Consider the following 13444-nt stretch of genomic DNA (forward strand, 5'->3'; position numbering starts at 1 on the left):
GGTTTTTCGAATGAAGGAGCAGTCGACGCGTAATAGCATCGACTGTATCCGAGAGATTTCCGCGGCTGCACTTGTTGAGTCCGCATAAACAAAAAAGCCCCGCATCTCACGATGCGGGGCTTTTTCATTCAGTTGCCGATCAGACAGCCGGCTCGAGCTCGGCGTTGGCCGGGGTCGTTGTCGGTGCAGGAACGACTGCCTGGCCGCTCAACGCCAGATCCAGCAGTTCACGGTTGGCGACTGCATACATGGCGTAGTCAGTGCCGCTCGCGGCACGGATTTCCACCAGCATGGCGCGCCAGCGCGAGATCATGCTTTCGTGCTGCGCCATCCACAGCGCCAGACGTGTTTCCACGTCCTGAGTGCCGTCGCCCTGTTGCAGGACAGAGATGGTGATCGCACGTTGCTGCCAGTCCACATCATCACGGAACGCTTCACGGGCCAGCGCCTGCCAGTTGTTTTCAACCGGCAGAGCACTGATCTGTTGCAGGTACCAGGTGATATCCAGCGCACTGCCCACGGCGAAGTAGGCTTTCGCCACTTCGGCAGGGTTCTGGCCAGTCACGTCGGACGCTTCGATGATCGGCAGCAGGGTGTACAGGTGCGAGGTGCCCGCAACCATACGCGCCAGCAACTCCGGTACACCGGCTGCGACGTAAGCCTGATAACGCGCCTGCCAGTTTTCACGGATTTCGCCGCTCAGCAGTTCGTCGAGTTTCAGACCCAGCTCTTTGAGGTGCGGACCGAAATGCGCGACGTCACGGGCAGCGTTCTGCTCGTTACGACGGGCACGCAGGAACCAGCGAGTGGCACGGCGACCCAGACGCATCAGCTCGTCCATCAGCTCCAGCTGTACGTCAGCGGAAACCTGATAGTCCAGCGCTTCGATCTGACGGAACCAGTGCGGGAGGTGGAAGATGTCGCGCACGATCACATAAGCACCGGCCACGTTCGCCGGGCTCATGCCGGTCGACTCTTTGAGTCGTTGAACGAAGGTGATGCCCATGTGGTTGACCAGATCGTTGGCGATCTGGGTGCTGACGATCTCGCGCTTCAGGCGGTGACGACGCATGGCTTCGGAGAACTTGCTGACCAGGGTCGGCGGGAACGCCGTTTCCATGTCGCGGGTCAGGTAATCATCGTCCGGCACCTGGGAGCCCAGCAACTGCTCCTTGAGGTCGATCTTGCTGTAGGAGATCAGCACCGACAGCTCAGGACGCGTCAGGCCGTGGCCTTCAGCGATACGCTCAGCCAGTTGCTCTTCGGTCGGCAGGAACTCGATGGCACGGTCCAGCTTGCCACGACCTTCCAGATCGCCCATCAGACGCTTGTACTCAGCGATGCGCTCATACGCACGACGCGCTGCCAGGGACAAGGCCTGAGTCTGTTTGTAGTTGTTGCCCAGCACCAGATTGCCGACTTCGTCGGTCATGCTCGCCAGCAACTGGTTGCGTTGCTTGTCGGTCATGTCACCGGCCTGAACCACTTCGTTCAGCAGGATCTTGATGTTCACTTCGTGGTCGGAGCAGTCCACACCACCGGCGTTGTCGATGAAGTCGGTGTTGGAGCCGCCGCCATTGAGGCCGAATTCCACACGACCCAGCTGGGTCATGCCGAGGTTACCGCCCTCGCCCACGACTTTGCAGCGCAGTTCGTTGCCATTCACGCGCAGCGCATCGTTGGCCTTGTCGCCGACATCGGCGTGGCTTTCGGTGCTGGCCTTGACGTAAGTACCGATGCCGCCGTTCCACAGCAGGTCCACCGGCGCCTTGAGCAAGGCGTTCAGCAGCTCGGTCGGGGTCAGCTTGTCAGCCTTGATGTCGAAGCGTTCCTGCATCTGCGGGGAAATAGCGATGCTCTTCGCGCTACGCGAGAAGATACCGCCACCTTCGGACATGATGCTGGTGTCGTAATCGGTCCAGGCCGAACGCGGCAGGTCGAACATGCGCTGACGCTCGACGAAGCTGGTCGCCGGATTCGGATTCGGGTCGATGAAGATGTGCAGGTGGTTAAACGCAGCAACCAGTTGCAGCTTGTCCGACATCAACAGACCGTTACCGAACACGTCACCGGCCATGTCGCCGACGCCAACCACAGTGATGCTGTCTTCCTGAACATTGATGCCGCGCTCGCGGAAGTGGCGCTGTACGCCAACCCACGCGCCTTTAGCGGTGATGCCCATTTTCTTGTGGTCGTAACCGGCCGAACCACCGGAGGCAAACGCGTCACCCAGCCAGAAGCCGTAGTCGATGGCGATGCCGTTGGCGATGTCGGAGAAGGTTGCAGTGCCCTTGTCCGCTGCGACGACCAGGTACGGGTCGTCATCGTCGTGGCGAACCACGTTCAATGGCGGAACCAGCGTGCCGTCTTTCAGGTTGTCGGTGATGTCCAACAGACCGGAAATGAAGATGCGGTAGCAGGCGATGCCTTCGGCCGCGATCTCGTCACGGCTGCCGCCCAGTGGCAGACGACGCGGCAGGAAACCGCCCTTCGCACCCACCGGTACGATGACCGAGTTCTTCACTTGCTGGGCTTTTACCAGGCCGAGGACTTCAGTGCGGAAGTCTTCTTCACGGTCGGACCAGCGCAGACCACCGCGAGCAACGTTGCCGAAGCGCAGGTGCACGCCTTCAACGCGTGGCGAGTAAACGAATATTTCGAACTTCGGTACTGGCTTCGGCAGCTCTGGAATTGCGTGCGGGTTGAACTTGAAGCTGAAGTACGACTTGTTCTGGCCGTTGGCATCAGTCTGGTAGAAGTTGGTACGCAGCGTGGCTTTGATCAGGTCGAGGTAACGACGCAGGATGCGGTCTTCGTTGAGCACCTGAACGTCGTCCAGTGCCGTCAGAATCGCTTGTTCCAGACGCTGTTGCTTGTCTTCCAGGTCGTCTTCGCTGAGCTTGCGCGCCAGATAGAAGCGGGTCTTGAACAACCGGGTCAGTTCGCGAGCGATGTCGGTGTGGTTGTTCAGGGTGCTGGCGATGTAACCCAGATCGAAGCCCAGACGAATCTGCTTCAGGTAACGGGCGTAGGCACGCAGCAGCGCCACGTCGCGCCACGGCAGGCCGGCGGTCAGTACCAGACGGTTGAACGCATCGTTCTCGGCTTCGCCACGCACGATGTGGACGAAGGCGTCCTGCAGGGTGTCGTTGAGTTGCTGGATGTCGAGGTCCAGGCCTTCAGCGGCCGTGAACGCGAAATCGTGAATCCAGAACTCGCGGCCATTGGTGTGACGCAGGCGATACGGGAACTCACCCAGAACGCGCAGGCCAAGGTTTTCCAGAATCGGCAGCACGTCGGACAGTGCCAGCGGCGTGTCGGCGTGATACAGCTTGCAATGCAGCTCGCGCTGGCCGGAAACCTGACCCAGCGGCTGATAGAAACTCATCACCAGCGGATTTTTTTCGTTCAGGCTCAGCAGGTGCTGCATGTCGACCACGGCCGAATGCGCAGCGAAACGCTCGCGGTAGCCGGCCGGAAAACCTTTCGGGAAGTCAGCCAGCACGTTGGTGCCGTGGGCTTCGCCGAAGCTTTCGACGGTCAGTGCGGCGTAGTCGTCCTGCCAGCTGCGGCAGGCCTGAACCACTTCTTTTTCCAGCAGCACCGTGTCGATGTCGAGACGGTTTTTCGGATCGACACGCAGGATCAACTGCACGCGCGCCAGAACCGACTCGGAGAAGAACGTCCAGAATTCGCAGTCGGACGCCTTCAGACGTTCCATCAGTACTTGCTGGATCTTCTGGCGAACTTCGGTGGAATAGATGTCACGCGGCACGTAGGCCAGGCAGTAGCAGAAACGACCATACGGGTCTTTGCGCAGGAACACGCGGATCTTGTTGCGTTCCTGGATCTGCACGATCGACATCACGGTAGTGAACAGTTCGTCGACCGGTGTCTGGAACAGATCATCACGCGGCAGCACTTCGAGCACCTGCGCCAGTTCCTTGCCCAGGTGAGCCTTGGACTGGAAGCCGGAGCGGTGTTCGATTTCTTCGACCTTGCGGCGGATGAACGGGATGACCCGCACGCTCTCGCCATACACCGAAGAGGTGTAAAGGCCCATGAAACGGTGTTCTTTGATGACTTTGCCGTCGGCGTCGATTTCACGGATCGACACGTAGTCCGGGTAGGCCGGACGGTGCACACGGCTTGGGTGCGCAGCTTTGGCGAACGACAGCAGGGTCGGTTCGCGCAGGTAGCTCACGGCGTAGTCTTCGATGCGCAGGTCATCGTAGGTCAGGCCGGTGCGCAGCAGCTTGGTCAGGCCGAGGAAGGAGTTCTGGTCGTACTCGATGTGGCCGCCGTCGGCCTGATTGGTGACCACGAACTCTTCGTAGCCCAGGAAGGTGAAGTGGTTACCCACCAGCCATTCCAGAAAGCTCTTGATTTCGTTCTTCTCGTCGGCATCGACGACGAATGCGCTGGTGTCGAGCTTGGTGAGGAGTTCCTGCACCTTGGCTTTCATCGGTTCAAAATCGGCGACCGCAACGCGGACTTCACCGAGAACCTGCTCCAGCTCTTTGCTCAGCACATTCAATTCGGCCGCGTTGGCGCAGCGATCGATTTCCAGGTACATCAGCGATTCGTGCAGTACGCCTTCGCCGGTGCTGCCTTTTGGCAGGATTTCCAGCAACTCGCCCTTGTTGCCACGACGCACGCTGAGCACGGTGGTTTGCAGGGTGTGGATGCTGTAGCCGCGGCGGTTCAGCTCGGTACGGACCGAGTCGACCAGAAATGGCAGGTCATGGTGCAGAACTTCGACCGCAGTGTGGGTCGACTGCCAGCCATGACGCTCGTAATCGGGGTTGTAGACGCGCACTTGCGGTTGCGCGTGATCGAAGCGCTCAAGCAGGCGCCACGCAGAGAGAGTACAGCCAGCGAGGTCGGAGAGGCGACGCTGGGTCAGCTCGTCCAGGGAAATGATGCCGAAGAATTGTTCAGCGAACAGCGCCACTTGTGGCAGTGCCTGTTCACTGATGTGCTGCGCCAGTGCCGCTTGCAGTTGGTGCTGGAAGTCGGCTTTGCTGGCTGCGGTGAAGAACGCCATCTGTGGTACTCCGCTTAAGCTTGTTATTGATGGAAAGCGTCGCGTGCAACACCCCTTTCGGGGCTTGTGTCGCCCTGTTCCTGATTCTCGGGCAGAGGAAACAGGGGAACAGGTGGGTGAAGCTGGACGGGACACTCAGGTCACATTCACCTTCCATGAATGAGCATCTGCAAAAGCGACTGTCCGGGGCTGCCGGCAATGCCTTTACGGGTGCTCATCCGTTGCGCAGCTTAATGGGTGCGACAATGTGTCTGCTTGCGGTGCTGCGACATATTCGGTCATTGGCACGTAAACCAAGGCTCCGGCTGGGTTAAACACTAGCATTCATGGTGCAGAACGTCGGTCTGAATGCCCGGTTTTACGGTACATCCGTGCCAGAAATGACCATTGACCCATGTCGCGTTCACGACACATCCTCTGACACTCTCACATGCAGAAATTCCCGAGGGCTGGCAGAATCGCGCCCAATTGCGACCAACACGCCCTTTGAGGCAGGAATCCCCCCATGCAAATGACCACCGCCCTACTCATCGTCAACCCGTGCGACGACGAAGAAGACAACATGGCCATGCTCTGCTGCCACAGCGACAAGGGCGACATGTTCCTGATGAGCCGCTATCCGGACGAGGATGAGCTGGAGATTACGCTGGATGGCGAGCCTTCGACGCTCGATGGCGTCAAAGTCACCCTGACCTCGACCCTGCTGAAGATCGAGATTGCGGCGGCGGATGCCGATGCGTTGAACGGGGATGATGTGCTGGAGATCAGCTTCAACCCGGACATGGTGGATATGGATGAGGTTGTGGAAACCCTGAAAAACATCCTTGATGGCACCGGGACCTTTATTAACCAGATTTGATGTTGTCTGAACTGGCCCCTTCGCGAGCAGGCTCGCTCCCACATTGACGGATTTACGCCGCTCAAATGTGGGAGCGAGCCTGCTCGCGAAGAGACCCTAAACAACACCGCCCTTCCCCGGTACTACAAAAATCCAACAATTCCCACGATCATTTCCCGCACTTTGCGCGAAATGCCGTTAGTCGCCACCCCCCGCGATGGATTAAAGTAACGCCCCCAGCCCCGGCGTTATCCTTGCGCCTGTGGCCACCCCTTTCCAGGAACAGTCACCGATGGAACATCGTGAAGCGCTGCTGGCGCTGCGAACCTTTCTTTCAACGCAGATTCTCGGCCAGGAAAAACTCATCGAGCGTTTGCTCATCGCCCTGCTCGCTGACGGCCACATGCTGGTCGAGGGCGCTCCGGGTCTGGCCAAGACCAAAGCGATCAAAGAACTCGCCGAGGGCATCGAAGCCCAGTTCCATCGCATCCAGTTCACCCCCGACCTGCTGCCTGCCGACATCACTGGCACCGAGATCTATCGCCCGGAAACCGGCAGTTTCGTGTTTCAGCAGGGGCCGATCTTCCACAATCTGGTGCTGGCGGACGAAATCAACCGGGCCCCGGCCAAGGTGCAATCGGCGCTGCTTGAAGCGATGGCCGAGCGCCAGGTCAGCGTCGGGCGCAGCACCTATGAGCTATCGCCGCTGTTTCTGGTGATGGCGACGCAGAACCCGATCGAGCAGGAAGGCACCTATCCGTTGCCGGAAGCGCAACTCGACCGCTTCCTGATGCACGTCAAAATCGGTTTCCCCGATGCCGCCGTCGAACGGCGCATCCTCCAGCAAGTCCGTGGCGAAGCGCTGAACGGCGAGACCAAACCCGAGCGCCGGGTCAGCCAGCAGGCGATCTTCGCCGCCCGCAAGGAAATCCTTGGCCTGTACATGGCTGACGCCGTGGAGGAATACCTCGTGCAACTGGTCATGGCCACGCGCACCCCGGCCAAGTTCGACCCGGAAATGGCCGAATGGATCGCCTATGGCGCCAGCCCGCGGGGTTCGATCGCCCTCGACCGCTGCGCCCGGGCCCACGCTTGGCTGGCCGGACGCGATTTCGTCAGCCCCGAAGACATTCAAGCCGTACTGTTCGACGTGCTGCGTCACCGCATCATTCTGTCGTTTGAAGCCGAAGCCGCCGGCATCGATCAGGATCGGGTGGTGCAGCGGATTCTCGACGTCGTAGCCGTCGCTTGACCCCCATGAACGCCCCTCTGCCGTCCGAACCGGGCATCCGCGTCAGCCTCGCCGAGCTGATCGAGATGCGCCACCGTGTGCGCGAAGTGCAGCTGTTTTCCACGCCGAGCCAGCGCAGCCCGCTGATCGGCTTGCATCACTCGAAATTCCGCGGGCGTGGCGTCGACTTCGATCAAGTGCGGGTTTATCAGGCCGGCGACGACGTGCGCACCATCGACTGGCGCGTTACAGCTCGCACCCAGGAGCCGCACACCAAGCTGTTCCATGAAGAACGCGAACGGCCGATCTTCATCATGGTCGAGCAAAGCACGCGGCTGTTTTTCGGCTCGGGGCTGATGTTCAAGTCGGTGCTGGCGGCGCAAGTGGCGGCGTTGATCGGCTGGGCCGCGCTGGGCCATAACGACCGGGTCGGCGGCCTGGTGTTCGGCGACAACGAGCACTACGAAATCAAGCCACGGCGCAGCAAACAGAGCCTGCTGCAACTGCTCAACCGTCTGGTGAAGGTCAACCAGTCGCTGCACACCGAGCGCGAACCGGATCGCGACACGCTCGGCGTGGCCTTGCGCCGCGCCCGTGAAGTGCTGCGTCCGGGCAGTCTGGTGATCGTGATTTGCGATGAGCGCGCATTGTCTGATAGCGCAGAGCAGCAACTGAGCCTGCTTTCTCGGCATTGCGACTTGCTGATGCTGCCGCTGTCCGATCCGCTTGATCACGCCCTGCCCGCCGCCGGCCTTTTGCGATTCGCTGAAAGAGGCGCGCAACTGGAACTCGACACGCTCAATTTTGACTTGCGCCAGACCTATCGCGCCCAGGCCGAAGCACGTATCGCCCGTTGGGAATTGCTCGCGCAAAAGCTGCGGGTGTTGCTGATGCCGCTGAGCACCCAAAGCGAGATGGTCGAGCAGATGCGCGAGTTCCTCAATCCGCAGCGACCGGGGAAAGGTCGATGAACGGCCTCGAACAACTGCAACCGCTGATCTCCCCGCCCCCGATTGCCTTCTGGCCGCCGGCGCCGGGCTGGTGGTTGCTGCTTTTGTTGTTGCCGTTGCTCGGTTTTGCCGTGTGGCGTCTGCGCCGTTTCATCCCGATGAAAAAACGTCCGGTCGTGCGCGCCGAACAGCCGCTCGACCCGGTGCGCATCGCCGCCCTCGCCGAACTGGCACAAATGCCCAAACCCTACGACGGCGCCCCGGCCGGGGCCTGGCTGCAACAGCTCAACGGCCTGCTCAAACGCCTGTGTCGCAACCATTACCCTTATAGCCAGAGCCACACGCTCAATGGCCGCAAATGGCTGGCCTTTCTCGACAACCGTTGCCCGGCCGCCGGGCTGACGCGCTGGATGGTGCTGGTTGAAGGCGCCTACAAACCGGAATGCAAACTCGACGACAAAGCCATCGCCGGCCTGACCCAAGCGGTCGACACCTGGATTCGCAAGCATGTTTGAATTCGCCTGGCCGTGGATCTTCGTCCTGTTGCCGCTGCCGTGGCTGATGCGCCTTGTGCTGCCGGTGGCCGACAGCGGCGAGCCGGCGTTGAAAGTCAGTTTCCTCTCCGACCTTGAAGGCCTTGCGCGTCGTCGTGCTCGGGCCAATCTGCCGGCGTGGCGCCAACAGGCACCGTTCATTTTGCTGTGGCTGCTGCTGTTGAGCGCCGCTGCACGCCCGCAATGGCTTGGCGAACCACTCCCGATTGCTGCCAGCGGTCGTGATCTGCTGGTCGCGGTGGACGTGTCCGGATCAATGGACTTCCCCGACATGCAATGGCAGGACGAGGACGTCAGCCGCCTGACTCTGGTGCAACACTTGCTGGGTGACTTCCTCGAAAGCCGCGACGGCGATCGCGTTGGCCTGATCCTGTTCGGCAGCCAGGCCTATCTGCAAGCACCGCTGACCTTCGATCGCCACACCGTGCGTGTCTGGCTCGACGAAGCGCGGATCGGCATCGCTGGCAAGAACACCGCCATCGGCGACGCCATCGGTCTGGCCTTGAAACGCCTGCGCCTGCGTCCGGCGCAAAGTCGCGTGCTGATTCTGGTCACGGACGGCGCCAACAATGGCGGCGAAATCGACCCGCTGACCGCGGCGAGACTGGCGGCCAGCGAAGGCGTGAAGATCTACCCGATCGGCATCGGCGCCAATCCGGAAGACAGCGGATCCACCGCGTTGCTCGGGGTCAATCCGAGCCTGGACCTTGATGAGCCGGCGCTCAAAGCCATCGCTGAAGTCACCGGCGGCCAGTATTTCCGCGCCCACGACGGCAAAGAACTGCAAGCAATCAAGGACACCCTCGACCAACTCGAGCCGGTGACCCAGCAACCGACCCAGGCACGACCGGCGCAAGCCTTGTATCACTGGCCTCTGGCATTGACCTTGTGGCTGAGCCTGCTGTTAGTCGCGCGTGAATTGTGGCCGGACAACCCGCTGCAACGCCTGTTCAACAAGGAACTGTATCTGCAAAGCCCCCTGCCTGACTGGCGCGAACGGCTCAAGCGCCTGCGTTTGCGGAGGCGCCGATGATCGCCCTCTGGCCGCACTGGTTCCGTCCGTGGTGGTTGCTGTTGCTGCCGCTGTTGGGCTGGCTGATCTGGCAACTCTGGCATCGGCAAAAACGCGCTGGTCGCTGGCAGATGATTTTGCCGCCGGCATTCCACGCCACCCTGCTCAGCGGCGGTAGTGGTCGCGACAGCAAACTGCCGTGGGTCGCCCTGGGCGTGGCATGGCTGCTGACGATTCTGGCGCTGCTCGGGCCGAGTTGGGAGCGCGTCGAACAGACCAGTCAGAAACCTGCCGATCCATTGGTGGTGGTGCTGGAACTGACCCCGGAAATGCTCGCCACCGATTCGCCGCCGACGCGACTGGAACAGGCGCGACGCAAACTCTTCGATCTGTTGCAGGCACGCAGCGATGCGCAGACCGCCATCGTCGTCTACGCCGGCAGTGCCCACACGCTGGTGCCGCTGTCGGATGATTTGGCCACCAGTCGCAACCTGCTCGACGCCCTCAAGCCTTCGCTGATGCCGCAAAGCGGTCATCGCGCTGACCTTGCGGTGAGCAAAGCGCTGGCATTGCTCAAACAAGGCGCGCTCGGCCAAGGCCGGATTCTGTTGATCGGCTCATCCCTGAATGAAGAAGAGCGCCAAGGCATTCGCCGTGCCCTGAGCGGTGAGTCGGCGCAACTGTTGATGCTCGGCGTCGGCACCGCTGAAGGCGCACCGATTGCCCAAGAGGACGGCAGTTTCCTCAAGGACGAACAAGGCGCGATCCGCGTGCCGCAACTCGACAGTCCGGGCCTCAGCGCTTTCCTCAACAGCGTCGGCGGCGACTATCACGTCGCACGGCTGGACGAAGGCGATCTGGGCGCCCTCGGTTTGCTCAATGGCCCGCGCAGTTTGCGCGACGACGGCCAGACCGTGCGCCTCGACACCTGGGCTGATCAGGGTTACTGGTTGCTGTTGCCGCTGTTATTGCTGGCGGCGTGTGCCGGGCGTCGCGGCTGGTTGTTCTGTCTGCCGCTGCTGTTCTGCCTGCCGCAGCCCAGCTACGCTTTTGACTTCGAAGACCTGTGGCTGCGCCCCGACCAGCGCGGACTGCACTTGCTCAAGCAGAAACGCCCCGCCGAAGCGGCGCAACATTTTGCCGATCATCAGTGGCAAGGGGTGGCGTTGTACGAGGCCGGCGACTACAGTGGCGCCGCCCAGCGTTTCGCCGAAGGCAGCGATGCCCGCGCCCACTACAATCGAGGCAACGCGCTGGCGAAAAGCGGTGAGCTGGACGCCGCCATCGATGCCTATGAACAGGCCCTGGAGTTGCAACCGGACTTGCGTCCGGCGCAGACCAACAAGGCGCTGGTGGAAAATCTGCTGAAGCTGCAAAAAACACCACCGCCCGCTGAACCGGAGCCCAAACCGACGGAGCAAAACCTGCCCGGCGATGAACCGCCGCCAGCGACCGCGCCGCCACCTGCGGTGCAAAGTGAAACTCGCAGCGAGGCTCAGCCCGCCGAGTCGGCCAGCGAACCACCACCGACCGCCCCGCCGCTGCCAGGCCCTGACGAATTGCCCGGCAGTGACGAGGAAGAAGAAACGAACACCGTGCCGACGCTGCGTCCCAGCGAAGACAACCTCGAAGGCGAGCAACGTCAGGCACTGGAACAATGGCTGGGCAAGATCCCGGATGACCCCGGCGAATTGCTGCGACGCAAATTCTGGTACGAACAGCAACAACATCAGGATCAGGAGAACATTCGATGACCCGCTTCACCGTTCTCTTGCTGCCCCTGCTGATCTGCACGGCCACCGCGCACGCGGCCGAGTTGATCGCCAGCGTGGATCGCAGTCGCCTGAATTCCGGCGAGACGGTCGAACTCACCCTCGAAACCAACGACGTCACCCAGTTCGGCAAACCCGACCTGACACCGCTGGAACCGCTGTTCGAAGTACGCGGCACGCGGCAGGTCAACCAGTTGAACACCCTCAACGGCGACAACCGCGCCACCACGCGCTGGATCATCACCCTGTTGCCAAAGGAAAACGGCAGCGTGCTGATTCCGCCGCTGCAAGTGGGCGATGTCCAGAGCCAGCCGATCACCGTGCAAGTGGTCGAAAGCGATGTTCGCGAGGACAAGAACAGCCTTGATCCGGTGTTCATCGAGGCCAGTCTCGATCAGTCCAGCGTCTACGTGCAGGCCCAGGCGATCCTGACCCTGCGCATCTACCATTCGGTGTCGCTGTACGACGACAGCAGCCTGACCCCGCTGCAAATCGCCGACGCGCGCGTCGAGCAACTGGGTGACACGCGCACCTACGAGAAAGACATCAACGGCGTGCGCCATGGCGTGATCGAAATGCGCTATGCGATCTACCCGCAGCACAGCGGCTTGTTGACCATTGCGCCGCAGACGTTTAGTGCAACGCTGGTCGAGACTCAGCCCGCCCAGGACTCGACCGCACAAGGGCCGAAACCCGGCAAACTGATGCGAGTCAGCTCCGCGCAAATCCCCCTCACGGTCAAACCCAAGCCGCTGACCTACCCGATCGATGCGCCATGGCTACCGGCCCGCAGCTTGAGCCTGAGCGAAAGCTGGAACCCTGAGCCAGAACACACTCAGGTCGGCGACTCGCTGACACGCAGCCTGACCCTGAAGGTCGAAGGCCTGGCCAGCTCTCAATTGCCCGCCATGCCTGCCACCGAAGTCAACGGCCTGCGGCGCTACCCGGATCAACCGGTGCTGAGCAACCAGAGCAGCGACCGTGGCCTGATCGGTAGCCGTGAAGAACGCGAAGCGCTGGTCCCGAGCCGCAGCGGTTTAATCGACCTGCCAACGGTGGACGTGGTGTGGTGGAACACCTTCGAGGATCACCTGGAACACACAAGCCTGCCGGCGCGCACCCTGCAAGTGGCCAACAACCCGAGCCTGCAAGTCGACACCCCGACCGGCGGCCTGCAACCGAGCGCGGTCGACAATGATGTGTTGTGGTGGTGGAAACTCAGCACGCTGATCCTGGCCTGCACCACCCTGCTCGGCTTCGGTCTTTGGTGGCGTGCGCGCTGGCAACCGGCAGTGCATCGCGCCGCCCAAACCGGCCCGAGCCCGCGTACATTGATGGACGACATCAAGCGTGCGAGCCAGGCAAACGACCCCCACGCAACCCGCCAGGCACTGGATGCTTGGGCCCGTCAGCAACCGGAGACGCTGGCGGACATGGCGGCGCGGTTTGTGCCGCTGTCGGATGCGCTAGATGGACTCAACGGTGCGCTGTACAGCGAGACTGGGCAGCACTGGCAGGGTGAGGATTTGTGGCGGGCGATTCGTACTATTCCTGCGGCGGAACGGGTGCAGGATCCGGTGGGTGATAGTGGGTTGCCGCCGCTTTATCCGAAGTAGGCTTGATTTCGTTCTCCGCTCTACAATGAAACGGGGCGCCTCGAGGGTGCCCGCTACATTTTCAATAGTTAAAATCTGTAGAAACCTTGAGGTTGCTGTCGAACTTCAAAACAAAAGATCGCCATCTGCCTCCCGTATACGCAAACATGACTTCATTTAATTTCGATACCAGCTCCGACGCTTCTGATTCACAAGCGTCAGTCAAAAAAACGGAATGCCGCTCACCATCTTTATGGTAGAAAAAGCTTGATTCAACCCAGCCTTCATCGGGATCAGTTTTGGCTTTATAGACTATCTCGTCACAAGAACCCGGGGCTTGCTCGTAAATCAGCGAAGCCAACGTGTTTAGAATATCCAGCTGTTCTTTCATAACGCTACCAATCGTGCTTGTTATGGAAACGGAGGGCGGTAGCCGTCCGTTGCT

Annotated in this window: 9 protein-coding genes; 7 read left to right on the forward strand and 2 right to left on the reverse strand. The window is 61.0% G+C overall.

Annotated elements, in window-relative coordinates; genetic code table 11:
- Positions 1–139 precede the first annotated feature (139 nt).
- A complete protein-coding gene (locus tag AB4P97_RS11435; protein WP_261735704.1) occupies positions 140–5047 on the reverse strand; it encodes an NAD-glutamate dehydrogenase in 4908 nt (1635 codons plus the stop codon).
- 505 nt (positions 5048–5552) lie between these two features.
- On the opposite strand from AB4P97_RS11435, the gene AB4P97_RS11440 reads away from it, so the two are divergent.
- From AB4P97_RS11440 to AB4P97_RS11470, 7 genes are all read left to right on the forward strand, one after another.
- Positions 5553–5906: a hypothetical protein gene (locus AB4P97_RS11440; RefSeq protein ID WP_047301644.1), complete on the forward strand. Its 354-nt coding sequence runs from the start codon at positions 5553–5555 to the stop codon at positions 5904–5906.
- 271 nt (positions 5907–6177) lie between these two features.
- Positions 6178–7137 carry an AAA family ATPase gene (locus AB4P97_RS11445; RefSeq protein WP_395602674.1) on the forward strand — a complete coding sequence of 320 codons (960 nt, stop codon included), beginning with the start codon at positions 6178–6180 and terminating at the stop codon, positions 7135–7137.
- A gap of 5 nt (positions 7138–7142) precedes the next feature.
- Positions 7143–8087, forward strand: a complete 945-nt coding sequence (locus AB4P97_RS11450; protein WP_042559487.1) for a DUF58 domain-containing protein — start codon at positions 7143–7145, stop codon at positions 8085–8087.
- Positions 8084–8581 carry a DUF4381 domain-containing protein gene (locus tag AB4P97_RS11455; RefSeq protein WP_042559488.1) on the forward strand — a complete coding sequence of 166 codons (498 nt, stop codon included), beginning with the start codon at positions 8084–8086 and terminating at the stop codon, positions 8579–8581. Before AB4P97_RS11450 ends, AB4P97_RS11455 begins: the two co-directional genes overlap by 4 nt.
- A complete protein-coding gene (locus AB4P97_RS11460) occupies positions 8574–9653 on the forward strand; it encodes a vWA domain-containing protein (RefSeq protein WP_395602675.1) in 1080 nt (359 codons plus the stop codon). The genes AB4P97_RS11455 and AB4P97_RS11460 overlap by 8 nt, the downstream gene beginning before the upstream one ends.
- On the forward strand, positions 9650–11386 hold the full coding sequence (locus AB4P97_RS11465) for a tetratricopeptide repeat protein (protein ID WP_395602676.1): 1737 nt from the start codon (positions 9650–9652) through the stop codon (positions 11384–11386). The genes AB4P97_RS11460 and AB4P97_RS11465 overlap by 4 nt, the downstream gene beginning before the upstream one ends.
- Complete coding sequence (locus AB4P97_RS11470; protein ID WP_395602677.1) at positions 11383–13020, forward strand: BatD family protein; 1638 nt, start codon at positions 11383–11385, stop codon at positions 13018–13020. The genes AB4P97_RS11465 and AB4P97_RS11470 overlap by 4 nt, the downstream gene beginning before the upstream one ends.
- A 61-nt stretch (positions 13021–13081) precedes the next feature.
- Here the strand turns inward: AB4P97_RS11470 and AB4P97_RS11475 are convergent, their stop codons facing one another.
- On the reverse strand, positions 13082–13390 hold the full coding sequence (locus AB4P97_RS11475; protein WP_042559492.1) for a hypothetical protein: 309 nt from the start codon (positions 13388–13390) through the stop codon (positions 13082–13084).
- Positions 13391–13444 lie beyond the last annotated feature (54 nt).

The organism is Pseudomonas sp. A1230 (genome assembly GCF_044218825.1).
GTDB lineage: Bacteria > Pseudomonadota > Gammaproteobacteria > Pseudomonadales > Pseudomonadaceae > Aquipseudomonas > Aquipseudomonas iridis.

What these genes read in the sequence shown, in the direction of transcription:
- AB4P97_RS11435 (WP_261735704.1), bottom strand. Translation starts at nt 5,047, where the DNA reads ATGGCGTTCTTCACCGCAGCCAGCAAAGCCGACTTCCAGCACCAACTG.
- AB4P97_RS11440 (WP_047301644.1), top strand. Translation starts at nt 5,553, where the DNA reads ATGCAAATGACCACCGCCCTACTCATCGTCAACCCGTGCGACGACGAA.
- AB4P97_RS11445 (WP_395602674.1), top strand. Translation starts at nt 6,178, where the DNA reads ATGGAACATCGTGAAGCGCTGCTGGCGCTGCGAACCTTTCTTTCAACG.
- AB4P97_RS11450 (WP_042559487.1), top strand. Translation starts at nt 7,143, where the DNA reads ATGAACGCCCCTCTGCCGTCCGAACCGGGCATCCGCGTCAGCCTCGCC.
- AB4P97_RS11455 (WP_042559488.1), top strand. Translation starts at nt 8,084, where the DNA reads ATGAACGGCCTCGAACAACTGCAACCGCTGATCTCCCCGCCCCCGATT.
- AB4P97_RS11460 (WP_395602675.1), top strand. Translation starts at nt 8,574, where the DNA reads ATGTTTGAATTCGCCTGGCCGTGGATCTTCGTCCTGTTGCCGCTGCCG.
- AB4P97_RS11465 (WP_395602676.1), top strand. Translation starts at nt 9,650, where the DNA reads ATGATCGCCCTCTGGCCGCACTGGTTCCGTCCGTGGTGGTTGCTGTTG.
- AB4P97_RS11470 (WP_395602677.1), top strand. Translation starts at nt 11,383, where the DNA reads ATGACCCGCTTCACCGTTCTCTTGCTGCCCCTGCTGATCTGCACGGCC.
- AB4P97_RS11475 (WP_042559492.1), bottom strand. Translation starts at nt 13,390, where the DNA reads ATGAAAGAACAGCTGGATATTCTAAACACGTTGGCTTCGCTGATTTAC.